Below are 15,234 nucleotides of genomic sequence, written 5' to 3'. Positions count from 1 at the left end.
AAACAAATCCATTAGAACGGAGAGAATGTGATGAGTAAACGTGAGCGTCGAGCATTTACAGATGAGTTTAAACAACAGATGGTTCAACTATATGAGAATGGCAAACCACGTGCAGATATTTTGAGAGAGTATGACCTGAGTGCATCTGCATTTGATCGATGGGTAAAACAGAGCAAAACAACTGGTTCTTTCAAAGAAAGCGAAAATCGTACGGATGAACAGAATGAACTCCTTCAACTTCGCAAGGAAAATCAACGGCTAAAGATGGAGAATGATATTTTAAAGCAAGCAGCGCTGATCTTCGGACGAAAATAGCAGTGATCCGCCAAAACACGCACAAATACCCTGTATCGGCTATGTGCGAAATCCTTAACGTAAATCGGAGTTCTTACTATTATGAGAGTAAGAAACAACCATCTACGGATGATGAAGTGGAACAAGCGGTCATTCGCATTTTTGAAGAGAATCAGCGCGTCTATGGAGCGAGAAAAATCAAAGTAGAGTTACAAAAACAGGGAAAAATCGTTTCAAGACGTCGCATTGGTCGTTTGATGAAGAAACATGGCCTTGTATCAGTCTACACGGTTGCTCAATATAAGCCGTATCCATCGTCATGTAATCAATCGCCGATCCAGAACGAACTGAATCGTGAATTTACAAAAGTGGAGCCTCTGCAAGCTGTTGTGAGTGACTTGACTTATGTTCGGGTTGCAAAGAAATGGCACTACATCTGCCTGCTCATTGACTTATTCAATCGGGAAATAATCGGACATAGTTGTGGAAAATTCAAAGACGCTGCCCTTGTTTATCAAGCTTTTGCAAGCGTAAAGGGAAATCTGCACCAGATCCAGCTTTTTCATACGGACCGAGGCAGTGAGTTTAAAAACCACACCATAGACGAGGTGATCAATACGTTCGACATTAAACGTTCTTTGAGCATGAAAGGCTGTCCCTATGACAATGCTGTTGCCGAAGCCACTTTCAAGCTGATCAAAGCAGAGTTTGTTCGGAATCGACAGTTTGAGTCACTAGAGCAGCTAAAGAGAGAGCTAGATCAATATGTGAAATGGTTTAATGAAACCAGAATCCACTCCACACTGGGCTATCTTAGTCCGAAGATTTACAAAAAGCAGGCACTTAAGAAATCTGTCTAGTTTGGTGTTGACAATCCAATACCGTTGAGTCGTAGACATGGATCTTGAGAAGTTCTTCGATAAGGTAAACCACGATAAACTTATGGGGCTTATCGCAAAACATGTCAAAGACAGAACTATCCTAACCCTCATCCGACGCTATCTCGAATCAGGGATTATGGTTAATGGTATGGAAATTGAAAGCGATCAAGGGGTGCCGCAAGGTGGCCCGTTGAGTCCGCTCTTATCCAATATCATGTTGCACGAACTCGACAAGGAACTGGAAAAGCGGGGGCTTCGATTCCTTCGCTACGCAGATGACTGCAACATCTATGTGAAGTCAAAGAAGGCAGGAATCCGCGTGATGGATTCCGTGACCACGTTCATTGAGAGAAAGCTCAAGCTAAAAGTCAACATGAAGAAAAGCGCCGTTGATCGCCCATGGAATCGTAAATTTCTTGGTTTCAGTTTCACGGTGAACAAATCGCCCAAGATTCGAATAGCGAACGATAGTCTGAAGCGAGCAAAACAGAGGATTCGGGAGATCACCTCCCGCACTAAACCACTCCCAATGGAATACAGAATTGACGATCTCAATGAGTACCTTACAGGTTGGTGTGGCTATTTTGCCTTGGCTGATACCCCTTCGGTGTTCAGCCATCTTGACGAATGGATTCGAAGAAGACTCCGAATGTGTCTCTGGAAAGAGTGGAAGCGCCCGAAAACAAAAGTAAAAAGGCTTATCTCCTTAGGAGTTCCCAAGGAAAAAGCCTATGAATGGGGCAATTCACGAAAGAAACAATGGCGAATTGCATGTAGTCCAATTCTTCACCGAGCATTGAATAATGCTTACTGGCGTAATCAAGGTTTGAAGAGTTTGTCAGACAGATACACCTATTTGCGTCATACCTAAATGAACCGCCGTATACCGAACGGTACGTACGGTGGTGTGAGAGGACGGGGGTTAGTCACCCCCTCCTACTCGATTATATGAAACCGGCTATTCCTGACTTGATGTTTCCGACACCCGTTCAAACGCATTGCCATTCCATTCGTACACGCGTTTGAACGATGTGCCTGCTGCATTATTGTAATAAACCGTTTCAAAGGATGCATGGCTCCCTTTCGTAAACAAAATGGAGTAGCCACGCTCGGAACTGATGATCTCTTGATCGGGTACTATAGGAAGCTCCTTGATTTTGTCGTCGATGATCGTAAACAACCGATAGATGTAAACATTGCTGGATGCATATTGCCCGATGGCAAAATCGGGATGACCATCCTGGTTGTAATCCGAGAATTGAAAGGAAAAAGGCTTTTGAAAGCGCAATTCCTCGAACGACTCATTCAATCGGGCAGTTGAGACGATTTGGCGACGATCGTCCAGCAATTGGAGCTCAAAGGTTCCTGTCCAATTGGGTCCCAAAAAGGGTCCGGGTTCATGCTCTACGCTATAGAGGCCATCTGTCATCGCGAGGACAATACGGGTGGCTTTGGAAGCAGCGGATGTGGAATCAATCAGACTGTCGGCCAATATCGCCCTATGCTGAGGAGCTTCGGACGTTCCGGCATGCAAAAGGGCGGCGAAGATAAGCGTACAGAGTGGCACTCGCATCATTCAGATATCCTCCAACGTATAGGGTTACTTGTATGACGTCAGAGGAATGGAAATGGTTTCTGGTTGACCACTCCTTTTAATGACGGGGGGCCCATAACATGATCGAGACGCCAACGATGCAGACCATAGCCCCGATCCAGTCGTACATATCCGGCGTTTTTTTGTCAATCCACCATCCCCACAATACTGCCAGAGCGATGAAAACACCGCCGTAAGCAGCATAGACTCTGCCAAACGAAGGGAAGTTTTGGAGAGTAGGAATAATTCCATAAGAAACAAGAATGAGGCTGCCGACGATCCCATACCAAAGCGGCTTCGATTCACGCAGCCATAACCAGACCAAATATCCGCCGCCAATCTCTGCAAGTCCAGCGAGAATAAATAGAAAAATAGCAAGCACGATGTTTCACACCTTCCATTCAGGCAAAATTGCGCCGAGTTTCTTCCAAAAAGGATTGCACTGCCGGAGCCAAATAACGATTTTTCATATAAGCCACATAAATGGTCCTTTCCAGCGCAGGAGAATGGATCGTTTTTCGGACGATGGATGCGTCCATGGGTTCGGATACATAATTTTCGGGAATAATGGTAATTCCCAAATTTTCCCTAACCAGGGTTAATGCGGTTTCAAAACGTTCAATCTCAAATTTGATTGTCGGGGTCGCTTGCTCGAGTGAAAAGGCTCTCAGGATATCTGCCCTTGTTTGAAAACCTTCGGTGCTGATGATGAAGGATTCCTGTTCCAGATCTTTGATGTGAATAGACTCCTTCTGCGCCAAAGGATGATCTCTGTGCAGGACAAGGACCAATTTTTCATCGTATAAAGGGAGTGATTCGATGTCCTCTTCTTCTATACATTGGTTGGTAATGAGCAGATGCGTATGGTATTTCCGCAATGATTCCTTCACTGCTTTTCCACCCAGCACTTCCAACAGCTTAAAGTGAATGGAAGGATAGCGGTCTTGATAGGTGCGGATGACTTTAGGAATCCAATGCTTGACGGATTCAATGATGCCAATGATGAGTTCGCCGCTTCCCGTTAGCTTTACTTCTTCCATTTCTTTTTTCAACATGTTCATTTGAGAAAGCAGCAGGGTTGCTTTCGTATATAAAATTTTACCAGCGTCCGTCAATTCCACCCTTCTGGTATTTCTCTCCAGCAGCGGAGAGCCGACCTCCAGCTCCAGATTTTTAATGGCATTGCTTAAGGAAGGCTGTGAAATATGCAGTCTTTGTGCGGCTTTGGAGTAGCTCAACTGATCCGCAACCGTCACAAAATAATGTAATTGTTTGATGTCCAAGTAAATCACCTGCCACTATTTATAGCATCAAGCTATTAATTTATTTAAATTATATATTAGAAATAATAAGTTTGTCATTATATAATCAAAAAACAAAATCTACTTAAGGTTCAGAAAGGGTGAATAGATTGCCTAGGAGTGTTTCAGCTGATGTATGGACCGGTCGGATTGATCATACGGAAAGAAGAAGCAGTTTTCGTTACCATCAACTGGTGGAGCGAGTAGATCTCGAAAACATGCCGATTTCTGCGGATCGCACATGTGCCCTCATCGGGTTTGAGTGTGAAGAAGGAGTCAGGCGCAATCAAGGTCGAGTAGGTGCGGCTCAAGCACCGAATGCAATCAGGCAAGCGCTTGCAAGTCTTCCTTGGAGACAGTCGGAAGGGAAACGGCTTGTCGATGTGGGGAATGTTTCTTGTCAAGGCGACAAGCTTGAGGAGGCCCAGGAGGAATTGGGTCAGGCGGTATCTGAACTATTATCAAAATCGGCGACTCCTATTATTCTGGGCGGGGGACATGAAACCCTGTATGGACATTATGCAGGTGTACGAAAGCATATAGGAAATGATGCTTCCCTGGGGATCATTAATATTGACGCCCACTTTGATCTGCGCTCCTATGAAAAGCAGCCGTCATCGGGTACGATGTTTCGGCAAATCCTGGAGCATGACCCGAATAGCCGCTATTACGTGCTGGGAATCCAGCGGTTTGGCAATACGCAAGAGCTCTTCGATAAAGCGGATGAGCTGGGAGTTCGTTACGTATATGAAGAAGAGATGGCCGGCGAACGGTTGCAAGACATTCTGGCATCCCTGCATGCATTCATCGAAAATCATGATCATGTGATGCTTACGCTTTGCACGGATGTTTTGAATGCAGCCTTCGCTCCGGGAGTCAGTGCTCCGTCTCCTTTTGGCTTGACACCCATGCTGGTTCGATCCTTGATCCGCGCAGTTGCCGCTCATAAGAAAACGCTTTCTTTTGATATTTGTGAAGTAAATCCGGTCTTGGACGAAAACGGAAGAACGGTGAAATTAGGTGCTTATCTGACGAATGAAGCCATCATGGCATTTTTAGGGGGAGACAACTATGACTTTAGCACTTAATCAAGTAAATACGATTTTTCTGGCGGTAGCACTTCTCGTATTGGGAACGTATCTGGTCAAAAAAGCGGGATTCCTGCAAAAGTTCTGTATACCGGCACCGGTTGTCGGGGGGCTGTTATTCGCCATCGTGGCAACAGCCCTGAAAGCGACTGGCGTTTTGGAAATAACCCTGGATACCTCCTTGCAGAGTCTGTTCATGCTGACTTTCTTCACCACAGTAGGGCTGGGAGCAAGCTTCAAGCTGATTAAATTGGGCGGCAAGCTGCTCGTCATTTACTGGATTGCCTGTGGCGTCTTGGCTTTGGCACAAAACGTGATCGGTGTCTCCCTGGCTTCGTTATTCGGCATTCATCCTCTGATTGGTATGATGGCAGGGGCCGTTTCCATGGAAGGTGGACACGGTGCGGCAGGCGCGTTTGGACAAACTCTGGAAGATATGGGAATCCAATCAGCGTTGGCGATCGGGATTGCGGCGGCAACCTTTGGTCTCGTAGCAGGGGGTCTGGTAGGCGGACCGACTGTTAAATACCTGGTTTCCAAATACGATCTCAAACCAACGGAAACAGAAGAGACCGTCGAGACAGTAGAAGAGAAAGCACAACCGATTACGACGAATACCTTCTTCATCCAAGTACTGCTCATCACGTTCTGTATGGCATTGGGAACGTATTTGGGCGAGCTGTTCTCGACAGCAACCGGCTTTGTTCTCCCCGGTTATGTAGGGGCCATGTTTGTAGCAGTCATCGTGCGCAACATCGCGGACAAGCTCAATCCGAATGCGATCGACATGAAGAGCATCAACCTGATCGGCGACGTAACACTTGGCATTTTCCTTTCCATGGCCCTCATGAGCATCAAATTGTGGGAGGTCGCAGATCTTGCGCTTCCAATGCTGGTCATCGTGTTTGTACAGGTTGTATTTATCGTCCTGTTCGGTGCTTTGATTCTTTTCCGACTGCTTGGCAAGAACTATGACGCTGCCGTAATGGTTGCAGGCTTTACAGGACATGGTCTTGGCGCGACACCTAATGCAATGGCAAATATGGCGGCAGTAACGGCCCGTTTTGGACCTTCGCGAAAAGCGTACCTGGTCGTTCCCATCGTAGGGGCCTTCCTGATTGATGTGTTCGGCATGCCGATAATCATCGCCACGATCAATTTGTTTAAATAAGATGAGAAAAGATCCCTTCATGCTGGAGAGACAATCTGGCTGAAGGGATTTTTTGTGGTATGATCAATCTATGAAAAAGGGGGAAGCTATGAAAACAAAAATAAAGAGAGTAAAATTCCAGCCTGAATATAAAAATCCGAAGTATTCGGTCTTTCTCGAAAGTCCGGAGGGAAATGAACTATACATCGAGTTTGATTATACCTACACAAATAAAACATACATGCCGTTAAAAGTAGAATACAATGGGGTGGAAAATGGAGCAAAACTCGCTTGGTATACAAGCAAGGTAGAAAATATGACAGTATATTCATTCTTGGATACAATCGCGAAACAGATCAACAAAAAATACAATTTTACTTTCAAAGATGAATAGGATGACAGGAAGGAATCTCGGGGTAACCACCTTGAGGCAGTGAGAAACCCCTTTGGCAATCAAAGGGGTTTTTTGCTTCCGATCGTCACTCTGTTGAAAACCTCTTCTTATATAAAACATACACACCCATAAAGAAAGGAACGGTCACCAATCCGTACCAGAGGATGGAAGTGTAGGTAGGGGAAGACCAGTAAACAATTCCAAGCTGTCCCCCTTGATTTTCACGAAGATGCTGCTGAATGATTTTTAGAAACTCTACATATTCCTGGTTAGATCGATACAAGTCCCATGTATAATAAGCCCAAAAAATCAGGAGATTTACAATGAGTGAAAAGATGAAGGATCTAACTAACGTTGTCAAAAAACCACCTACTATACCTTTTTTGGAATTATATCACAAAAAGGGAAGATAGGGTATTTTTGGGAAATGCTTGACCATCAGAAAGATCAGTCGTCTTACTGGTGATCCAGAAGGCGTTCCATCAGATCAAGCAATGTGTTTCCAACCGTTTCGGGGTCCTCCAGCATGTGAAAGTGACGGCCCGGAATAGAGGCCGTAAGCCAACCATTTTCTTCTGCTTCTTTTCGGAATGGCAGATAGGTGTCAGAGCAAGAGAAGTGCAGGAAAGCACAAGGGGCATCTGGCCAGTACGCAGGGACGGGTATTTTCTCTTCATACACGGCGAGCGGCATTGGTGCTAATTCACGGACGAACTGTCGGCGTATGGACGGATCCGAAATGAAGTCTTGGACATGCTCTTCTTTCCATACAGGCAACTTTCCATCTTGTGCTGCACTGCGAAACGCTTTTGCCTCTGCGGGAGTAGAGAATTGATCGAGACGGCTGCAATTGTGCCTGGGAATGATGGCATCTACAAATATATAGCCAATGATCTTGTGATCGAGACTTTCCCTTACAGAGGGAAGCAAGGAACCAGCACCGCTATGACCAGCCAGGACGATTTTGGAATGAGGAGGTATTGTCCGAAGCGCTTCCGACACGGACCAAGCATGATCTTTCCAGTAACAGGGTGAGGTGTCGTGATTGCGAAGCGTGGGTATGAACACCTCCGTACCCATATTCCTTATGTACTCAGCTACAGGGCGCCAAGTAAAGGGGCCCACAAGTGGACTGTGAAGCAGAACAACGGGGACATCGTGTACGCGCAGGTTCATGGCAGATCTCCTTCCGTACATGCTTTAGACGTCAAAGGCCAGGTTGACAACTTTCCACTCTTCATCGATTTTTTTTAAAGGTTACATGTAAAAAGGTTGGGGGACTGACTAGCTCTTGATTGGAGTCTGTATAAAATTCTCTAATAAACATCTCATAGGTGTTCTCATCACTGTTATAATGATACCCTTGGATTACCCAATCATCGAAGTGAAACACCCGTTCCTCAGAGAACAATAACCATTCAACCCCATCGATGATGGCAGTTATCTTGTTTCCTTCTCGTTCCAGAACGATATCCTCCGATAATATGGTTCGAAGCTTCTCTTCGTCGCCTGATGTAGATGCACGAACAAACTCCCTCGCCACGTTGCTGATTACTGCGAAGTTCTCTTTTTCCTGATGAAACCCTTCTATTTCTGTGTTCAGCTTTTCCATTTGTTGGGTGAGAGTTTCAATCTTGTTTTCCAGATCCAGTTGTGAAACATGCTCCGTTTGAGAACAGGCTGTAACGAACATGAGACTGCAAGCCAAGATAATCCCGATTCCCTTTCTCATCTCATCCCCCCGCAGTGGATATTTGTTTTTCGTTATCAATCTAGCAGTTCCTCCAATCGCTGGACGTACGCGAGGGGAGTGACTCCGTGACTCTTCATTTCCTCTGGCTCGCTTTGGTAGGCAATGAATCCGATTCCGCCGTCTTGTGCCGCTTTGCCATCGATCCAGGAATCTCCCACCATGATCCACTCTTCCGCCTGAATGTTTGGGTACTTGTCTAAAATATAGTGAATGCCGGAGGGAGAAGGCTTTAATTCCGTCATTTGTTCTCGCCCGGCGATCAAATCAAAAAAGGGAATGATGCCCGTATCCTTAAGCGCCTGTAAAGCAGCAGAGCGCGCATTATTAGTCAAGATGGTCAACGTATAGTGATGTCTAAGCGCATCGAGAACGTCCTTTGCCCCCTCCTCCAAAGCGGCGCCGATCATTCCTTCTGTTTCGTAAGCGACAATCGTGTCCCAGATAGAGGCTTCTATTTCTTCGGTAATCCGGCCCGAATTGCGTCCGAGATCGATGAGCTGCGAGGCGGAATGTTTGGTGTAATCAAGATCTGGATGGATCATCTGATGCTTCACCAGCAGTTGAAAGACTGCTGTCTTCATCCCCGGAAAATCAATACGGGATTGCAAGAGCGTATTATCCATATCAAAAATAATGGCTTTCCGTTTTTTTATCATGTTAGGCATATGTATCTCCTCTTTTCCCTATAGAGCTTCTCTCAAGCAAGCCTGCGAAATAGCCGTGAGCAGAATCGCAAAAGAAGGGCAGAGATTGTTGCGATAACCAATTTACCCAATGCATTTTCTGCCAAGCCAGATGTGAAATAGGTCCAGGCTTTCTGAACAGGAGAAACTCCCGGCACCCATTGAATAGCGAAGGTAAAACCGAAAATATCCGGCAGACTGATGATGAGATAGGTCACGGCAAATCCAAGGATCAATCGCGTCATTTCTGCACCTCCTTCTTACCATAGTAACCAATTCGTTCCTTTGCGCAAAGGACCAACCACCAGGTAACCAAAAGAAAGCTGGCACGGTCTAGTAAACAGTACGAAAATATCCCCTTTAGATAAACAGTATTGTCTACCAAAAGGGGATCGATTTTTAATAAAACGCCCACTCCAAACCTAACGCTACGACAATGCTGATCAGGATATACACCACACCGTACCCGACGTTCCAGCCCGCCATGCGGAACGGGTTGATTTTCAGCTCGCTGGATAAAAGCGAGACAGACAGGTTGAACGGGCTGTACATGATGGTGGATAGGCCGCATGTCACAAGGACGACAGCGAGAGGCAAGGTTGCCACCTGCGGCAGGATCGGAACGAGAAACTCGGCCAAGAAGGTTTGAGAAATCAAGGGATGAAATCCGATGAACGCCGTTACCAAAAAATAAGCCCCGATAAAGAGATAGAGAAAGACTGGCGTCTCGGCTGCGTACTGGAAGAGCGGCTCCAAAAACGACAGCATCCCGGAGATTGCCAAAACCCCCACGAACAATCCGGCACTCAAAAACATGAAAAAGTAATTGGCCAATCCATCGACGCGCACCTTCCAATGCGGGATTGTCGCGGACAGAAAGATTTTCGTTTTCTTCAGGCATGCTGCCCAGAAGATAGAAAACGGAACCAGCAGCAGGACGACAGAGAAGAGAAAGCCTTGCCCCAGGATTTGCTGCGTAATCGTAACCAGTACAATGAACAGAAAGAGCATGCCCAGCATCTGTGCCACTTTTTTAATGACCTTTTTCAGATCGACTTCCCGCGTCTGGGGCATGGACACCGGGATCTCTTTGTAGCGGCGGCCGGACAGGACAAAGTCCACACCCGTCGCGATCGCAGCGATCCCCAGAACGATGGGAAGAATCATATAGTACTGCGCTTGCGTAATATCGATCGATCTGCTTACGATGACTTCCATGGGGCTCCACGTCAGGCACAGGGCGTAGGGGCGCAGCAGATTTTTCGTGAAAAACTGGTTGATGTCATCCCTAGACATCGTATGAAGGGATGGCTTGACCGATTGGATCAGCAGAGGCAACGCCGCCATATTCAGGAACACCCCGAGAAAATGGCAGACCAGAAAGCTGCGTTTGTACAGACTGGTCAAGCGTGTCACCCGATCCTGCAAAAGCTGGCTCAAGCTCTTGTCATAACGACCGATCCGAATGAGCGAATTAATAAAGGGCAGGACGACAAAAAGCGACAGAAGCCCCAGCATCGATTGAAATTGCAGGAAGAACGTGTGCCACTCCAGGTCGTTGTAGATAAAAAGAAAGATCCCGAGCACAAGAAAAACAAAGCCTGTGACGCGATGCAAACCCCTTGCATGAAAGGCCGAAATCAAGCAGGTGATGACTGCTATGACGCCGATTGTGTAGCTTAGGAACAAATGAGGGATGAATTGCGACAGCATGTACAAGAGTATCAAGGTAGTATACAAGAAGACCCGCATTACATGACTTCCTTTCATAGACGAAACAATAGGTGTTTTCTGAAAATTATATTGACACCGCTTTCATGTGGAGAATATAATGCAACTAGATCGATCTAGTGCATGGAAACTACACAAGAAAGTCAGGATCAGCACAAATAATTTCTCTATTTTATTAGATCGATCCACTAAAGTCAATATAGACTGCGAGTATGTTCGTGCAGCTCATATCATGGGGCGAGCATATATTTTTTCAGTATTATTAGATCGATCTAATAAAAAGTGAATAACAACATGGTGGTGGGATCAGGTGTTGGAGTTGTTTTTACAGAAACCAAAAGAAATGAAAGTAAGAGAAATGGAGCCTCTCGCCGATCCGGTGGGGGATGAGGTGAAAATCCGTGTCATCTACGGCGGGATCTGCGGCTCCGATGTCGGCGTCTATCTCGGAAAGCTCAAGCACGCTACCTATCCTCTGCGACCGGGTCATGAATTGGTAGGCACGGTCATCCATGCGGGGCCGGACTCATCTGTCGAGATGGGGGCAAGGGTTGTCATTCTGCCCAATACGTTTTGCGGGGAGTGCAGCTACTGCCGGAATGGAGACACCAATATATGTGAGCGCAAGAAATCGCTCGGTGTCAATATGGACGGCGGTTTTTCGCAGGAGTTTCTGATTTCATCCAAATACGTGCTGCCGCTCCCAGATGATCTGCCGAACGAAAAAGCGGTGCTGATCGAGCCGTTTGCAGTCGTCGTGCATGCTTTCAAGAAGGTGAAAATTACGAAGGAGACGAGCGTCTGCATTATTGGCTGCGGCAATGAAGGCATGCTGGCAGCGGCATTGGCGCATCATCTGGGAGCACGGGTCACCGCTGTCGATATCAACCCGCACAAGCTGGAGTTGGTGAAGCAAATCGGGGACATCCGCGCAGTATTGCCGGAGGATTTGGCTCTTGAATCCAAGCGCTTTGACGTGGTGATCGAAGCCGGAGGCACCAGCAGTTCCGTGGAGAATGGCATACAGCTCGTCCGTCCAGGCGGTTCGATGGTTGTCATCGGTTTGGCGCCAGAGGCGATCCTCCCGGTGGCGTATGTGGTACGCAATGAACTGACCCTGTACGGCACGATTATTTATAACTTCCCTTCCGATTACCTGCAAACGATTGAATATTTGCGTGACCCGCATTTTTGCGTCGATGCAATAGTCTCCAGCATCATGCCGTTCACATCTTTTCAGCAAGCATTTGAAAACGCTTTAACAGGAAATTATGGAAAAATCATTCTGTCCTTCAACGAGGCGTGAAACTGGCAGACAGGCAGGAATGATGGGAGAGCGACGTTTGCAGACAAGGGGGGATCGGCAAAAGGAAAAGAAGAGGCGCTGAAGATTCAGGTGGGTAAAGCAAAGCAAAATAAAAAAAGCGAATGAGGTGGATGTTTCATGAAAAAGTTTGTTATTTTCTCCGTGTTGACCTGCATGCTTGCACTCGCAGGATGTTCGTCACAATCTGCAGCTCCGCAAGGTACTAGCGGCAGCGGCAGCGGTGAACAAAAAGCCGAGACCAAGGTTGTCAAGCTGGCAGTCGTGACGGCCCAGGACAGATCATTGACCAAAGGTTTGATCAAGTTTGGCGAAATTCTTGAAAAGGAATCCGCAGGGGCTTTCAAGGTGGAAGTGTATGCAGACGGAAAGCTGGGCGGGGACCGCGCTGTATTTGACGCGATGAAGGTGGGCACGATCCAGGGCTCTACCATGTCGAGCGGACCGATTGCAGTCGACGTCGAACGCTTTACTGCACTCGACCTGCCGTTCCTGTTCAAGGATGAAAAGACAGCGTACGAGATTTTGGACGGACCGATTGGAAAAGAACTGCTGGATGAATTGCCTGCCGTAGGCGTAATTGGCTTGAACTACTGGGAAAATGGTTTCCGCAACCTGACCAATAACAAGCGGGAAGTCAAAACAGTCGACGACATCAAAGGACTGAAGATTCGGACACTAGAAAATGAGCTGCATATCGATATGTGGAAGGAAATGGGTGCTGCTCCTACACCAATGGCTTTCACGGAGCTGTTTACTGCATTGGAGCAAAACGTCGTGGACGGACAAGAGAACCCGGCCGGGAATGTCACCTCCTCCAAATTCTACGAGGTACAAAAATACTATACCAAAACAGGCCATGTGTACAATGCAAGTCCGTTTTTGCTGAGCAAGAAATTCTGGGATTCTCTCACGGATCAGGAAAAAGAGTGGGTCAAGAAGGCAGCCGACGAGGCGAAAACCTACCAACGTCAATTGAATCAGGAAGAGACCAAGCAGGCAGAGGAGTACCTGGCGAATAACGGCATGACTGTCACTGAACTGACGGCGGAAGAAAAGCAGCGCTTCTTCGAGGCCATGAAGCCGATCTATGATAAATACGCTGCCAAACTGGGAGAAGACCTGGTCAACAAACTGAGAGAAGCAAACAAATAGTGGCGGAGTTTCATTTTCTTCTCGAGGAGGGGCATCTATGGCGAAACTTTTCTCCCTGTTTTCCAAATTCACGGATGTACTGATGGCGATTTGTCTGGCCAGTATGGCGATTCTCGTTTTCGGCAATGTAGTACTGCGCTATGCCTTCGACTCCGGTATCACTTGGTCCGAGGAAATGTCCCGTTTTTTCTTCGTCTGGCTGACGTTCCTCGGGGCCATCGGGGCACTCAAGGACAATAGCCATCTCGGGGTCGATATGTTTATAAAAAAGCTGCCATTGCAGGCGAAAAGAGTCGTCTACGTCATCAGCAACCTCATTGTTTTGTACGTGCTGTGGCTTGTCCTCGACGGCAGTTGGAAATCGACCCTGATCAGCACCAATGCCCATGCGCCAGCTACGGGTCTCCCGATGTCGTATATCTATGGAATCGGCATCGTCATGAGTGTAGGAATGGGAATGATCGTACTCCATCATTTATATATCGCTTTGTTTCGACGGGATCGATTGCATGAGCTGATGAGGACCAAGGAGTCCGAAGAAGAGATCATGCGTGATTCATTAGATCAAAATCAGTCTGTGACGGGAGGGAACCGGTAGATGACACTGGTTGTATTCGCCGGTTCGCTGCTTGCCGTCATGGCCTTGGGCATGCCGATCGCTCTGGCACTGCTCGTCAGCGGAGTCGCGCTGATGATTTTTCTGGGGCTGTTTGACAGCCAAATCATTGCACAAAACTTGATCAATGGAGCCAACAGCTTCCCCATGATGGCAGTGCCGTTCTTCATTTTGGCAGGGGAATTGATGAATGCCGGAGGGATCTCCAGCCGGATTATCAACTTCGCCATGTCAATCTTCGGGCATATCCGCGGCGGATTGGGCTATGTGGCTATTCTCGCCAGCGTCTTGTTTGCGGGTTTGTCCGGTTCGGCTGTAGCGGATACGGCTGCCCTCGGAGCGATCTTGATTCCGATGATGATCAAGGCAGGGTATGACCGCAACCGCTCGACAGGTCTGATCGCTGCGGGCGGGATCATCGCTCCGATCATTCCGCCGAGCATCCCCTTCATTATATTTGGGGTTACAAGCGGTGTCTCGATTACCAAACTGTTTATGGCAGGGATCGTCCCCGGCCTGTTGATCGGGATCGGGCTGATGGTTACGTGGTGGCTGGTCGTCCGAAAAGACGATGTCAAAGTATTCCCGCGCAAAACGCCACGAGAAATTTGGCAAGCAGGTCGCCAGGCGATTTGGGCTTTGATGCTGCCGGTCATCATCATTGCCGGACTGCGCGGCGGAATTTTCACGCCGACGGAAGCAGCGGTCGTGGCGGCATTTTATGCCCTGATCGTGGGACTGTTTATCTACCGCGAGTTGAAACTAGGTCAGCTCTACAAAGTGCTGGTCGCCGCAGCCAAGACGACAAGCACCGTCATGTTCCTGGTAGCGGCAGCGATGGTGACAGCTTGGTTGATCACAGTAGCCAACATTCCTGATCTGATGAACCATTTGCTCGCACCGTTGATCGAGCATCCGCTGCTCCTGCTGCTAGCTATCAATGCCTTGGTCTTGCTGGTGGGGACAGCCATGGATTCGACTCCGACGATTCTCATCCTGACGCCTGTACTGATGCCGATTGTCACAGCAGCGGGCATTGACCCTGTCTATTTCGGAGTCATTTTCGTCCTCAACAACTGCATTGGACTGCTGACGCCTCCAGTGGGTACAGTTCTGAACGTAGCATGTGGTGTGGGCAAAATCGGACTCGAAGACATCATGAAAGGAATTTGGCCGTTTTTACTCGTGGAAGTGCTTATCCTTTTGTTGCTGATTCTGTTCCCGTCCATCGTGCTGGTGCCGCTGAAGTGGATCATGTAGTCGCCATTTC

At 47.5% G+C, this 15,234-nt stretch carries 16 protein-coding genes and 1 pseudogene; 9 read left to right on the top strand and 8 right to left on the bottom strand.

The genetic code is table 11. The annotated features are described in order from the left end of the window. Positions 1-30 precede the first annotated feature (30 nt). Positions 31-1,154, top strand: a protein-coding gene (locus tag T458_RS44550; protein WP_122915660.1) for an IS3 family transposase whose coding sequence is annotated in 2 segments (ribosomal slippage) — positions 31-280 and positions 280-1,154 — 1,125 coding nt in all. Because the reading frame shifts where the segments join, the coding sequence is not laid out codon by codon here. A 28-nt stretch (positions 1,155-1,182) separates the two neighbouring features. Continuing rightward, positions 1,183-2,046 (top strand): annotated as a pseudogene (locus tag T458_RS44545) (reverse transcriptase domain-containing protein); the annotation flags it as partial. Between the two features lie 87 nt (positions 2,047-2,133). On the opposite strand, the gene T458_RS44540 reads toward T458_RS44545, so the two are convergent. The 3 genes from T458_RS44540 to T458_RS44530 all read right to left on the bottom strand — a co-directional run bounded on the left by T458_RS44540 (position 2,134) and on the right by T458_RS44530 (position 4,052). Then, positions 2,134-2,751 (bottom strand): hypothetical protein, encoded by a 618-nt coding sequence (locus tag T458_RS44540; protein WP_023557578.1) that lies wholly within the window; start codon positions 2,749-2,751, stop codon positions 2,134-2,136. A gap of 76 nt (positions 2,752-2,827) precedes the next feature. Continuing rightward, on the bottom strand, positions 2,828-3,154 hold the full coding sequence (locus tag T458_RS44535; RefSeq protein ID WP_031305936.1) for a YnfA family protein: 327 nt from the start codon (positions 3,152-3,154) through the stop codon (positions 2,828-2,830). Positions 3,155-3,170: 16 nt separating this feature from the next. Further along, positions 3,171-4,052: a LysR family transcriptional regulator gene (locus T458_RS44530; protein WP_023557576.1), complete on the bottom strand. Its 882-nt coding sequence runs from the start codon at positions 4,050-4,052 to the stop codon at positions 3,171-3,173. 119 nt (positions 4,053-4,171) lie between these two features. Between T458_RS44530 and hutG the strand changes: the two genes are divergently transcribed. The 3 genes from hutG (at position 4,172) to T458_RS44515 (ending at position 6,702) form a co-directional block, all read left to right on the top strand. After that, positions 4,172-5,158, top strand: coding sequence for a formimidoylglutamase (gene hutG, locus T458_RS44525; protein WP_031305934.1), 987 nt, complete (start codon positions 4,172-4,174; stop codon positions 5,156-5,158). Next, the gene (gene gltS / locus T458_RS44520; protein WP_023557574.1) at positions 5,142-6,329 is read left to right on the top strand and encodes a sodium/glutamate symporter; all 1,188 of its coding nucleotides are present in this window, start codon (positions 5,142-5,144) and stop codon (positions 6,327-6,329) included. The genes hutG and gltS overlap by 17 nt, the downstream gene beginning before the upstream one ends. Positions 6,330-6,417: 88 nt before the next feature. Continuing rightward, positions 6,418-6,702, top strand: a complete 285-nt coding sequence (locus T458_RS44515) for a hypothetical protein (RefSeq protein WP_023557572.1) — start codon at positions 6,418-6,420, stop codon at positions 6,700-6,702. A 456-nt stretch (positions 6,703-7,158) separates the two neighbouring features. Here the strand turns inward: T458_RS44515 and T458_RS44510 are convergent, their stop codons facing one another. The 5 genes from T458_RS44510 to T458_RS44490 form a co-directional block, all read right to left on the bottom strand. Then, positions 7,159-7,878, bottom strand: a complete 720-nt coding sequence (locus T458_RS44510; RefSeq protein ID WP_023557570.1) for an alpha/beta hydrolase — start codon at positions 7,876-7,878, stop codon at positions 7,159-7,161. A gap of 61 nt (positions 7,879-7,939) precedes the next feature. Then, a complete protein-coding gene (locus T458_RS44505; RefSeq protein ID WP_144083862.1) occupies positions 7,940-8,434 on the bottom strand; it encodes a nuclear transport factor 2 family protein in 495 nt (164 codons plus the stop codon). Positions 8,435-8,469: 35 nt separating this feature from the next. After that, positions 8,470-9,120, bottom strand: coding sequence for an HAD family hydrolase (locus tag T458_RS44500; RefSeq protein ID WP_023557568.1), 651 nt, complete (start codon positions 9,118-9,120; stop codon positions 8,470-8,472). Positions 9,121-9,152: 32 nt separating this feature from the next. After that, positions 9,153-9,383, bottom strand: a complete 231-nt coding sequence (locus T458_RS44495; protein WP_023557567.1) for a hypothetical protein — start codon at positions 9,381-9,383, stop codon at positions 9,153-9,155. 154 nt (positions 9,384-9,537) lie between these two features. Beyond that, positions 9,538-10,890, bottom strand: coding sequence for a hypothetical protein (locus T458_RS44490; RefSeq protein ID WP_051410082.1), 1,353 nt, complete (start codon positions 10,888-10,890; stop codon positions 9,538-9,540). Between the two features lie 289 nt (positions 10,891-11,179). On the opposite strand from T458_RS44490, the gene T458_RS44485 reads away from it, so the two are divergent. The 4 genes from T458_RS44485 (at position 11,180) to T458_RS44470 (ending at position 15,224) form a co-directional block, all read left to right on the top strand. Next, positions 11,180-12,175 carry a zinc-dependent alcohol dehydrogenase gene (locus T458_RS44485; RefSeq protein WP_023557565.1) on the top strand — a complete coding sequence of 332 codons (996 nt, stop codon included), beginning with the start codon at positions 11,180-11,182 and terminating at the stop codon, positions 12,173-12,175. A gap of 138 nt (positions 12,176-12,313) precedes the next feature. Further along, complete coding sequence (locus T458_RS44480) at positions 12,314-13,348, top strand: DctP family TRAP transporter solute-binding subunit (RefSeq protein WP_023557564.1); 1,035 nt, start codon at positions 12,314-12,316, stop codon at positions 13,346-13,348. Positions 13,349-13,385: 37 nt separating this feature from the next. Continuing rightward, on the top strand, positions 13,386-13,946 hold the full coding sequence (locus T458_RS44475) for a TRAP transporter small permease (protein WP_023557563.1): 561 nt from the start codon (positions 13,386-13,388) through the stop codon (positions 13,944-13,946). Continuing rightward, a complete protein-coding gene (locus T458_RS44470) occupies positions 13,947-15,224 on the top strand; it encodes a TRAP transporter large permease (RefSeq protein ID WP_023557562.1) in 1,278 nt (425 codons plus the stop codon). Positions 15,225-15,234 lie beyond the last annotated feature (10 nt).

The organism is Brevibacillus panacihumi W25 (assembly GCF_000503775.1).
Lineage (GTDB): Bacteria > Bacillota > Bacilli > Brevibacillales > Brevibacillaceae > Brevibacillus > Brevibacillus panacihumi_A.
This window is presented reverse-complemented; position numbering and strand designations above follow the sequence as displayed.

Bases quoted from the DNA above. Each gene is read 5' to 3' on its own strand.
- T458_RS44480 (WP_023557564.1), top strand. From the start codon at position 12,314: ATGAAAAAGTTTGTTATTTTCTCCGTGTTGACCTGCATGCTTGCACTC.
- T458_RS44475 (WP_023557563.1), top strand. From the start codon at position 13,386: ATGGCGAAACTTTTCTCCCTGTTTTCCAAATTCACGGATGTACTGATG.
- T458_RS44515 (WP_023557572.1), top strand. From the start codon at position 6,418: ATGAAAACAAAAATAAAGAGAGTAAAATTCCAGCCTGAATATAAAAAT.
- T458_RS44510 (WP_023557570.1), bottom strand. From the start codon at position 7,878: ATGAACCTGCGCGTACACGATGTCCCCGTTGTTCTGCTTCACAGTCCA.
- T458_RS44505 (WP_144083862.1), bottom strand. From the start codon at position 8,434: ATGAGAAAGGGAATCGGGATTATCTTGGCTTGCAGTCTCATGTTCGTT.
- T458_RS44500 (WP_023557568.1), bottom strand. From the start codon at position 9,120: ATGCCTAACATGATAAAAAAACGGAAAGCCATTATTTTTGATATGGAT.
- T458_RS44470 (WP_023557562.1), top strand. From the start codon at position 13,947: ATGACACTGGTTGTATTCGCCGGTTCGCTGCTTGCCGTCATGGCCTTG.
- gltS (WP_023557574.1), top strand. From the start codon at position 5,142: ATGACTTTAGCACTTAATCAAGTAAATACGATTTTTCTGGCGGTAGCA.
- T458_RS44495 (WP_023557567.1), bottom strand. From the start codon at position 9,383: ATGACGCGATTGATCCTTGGATTTGCCGTGACCTATCTCATCATCAGT.
- T458_RS44490 (WP_051410082.1), bottom strand. From the start codon at position 10,890: ATGCGGGTCTTCTTGTATACTACCTTGATACTCTTGTACATGCTGTCG.
- T458_RS44540 (WP_023557578.1), bottom strand. From the start codon at position 2,751: ATGATGCGAGTGCCACTCTGTACGCTTATCTTCGCCGCCCTTTTGCAT.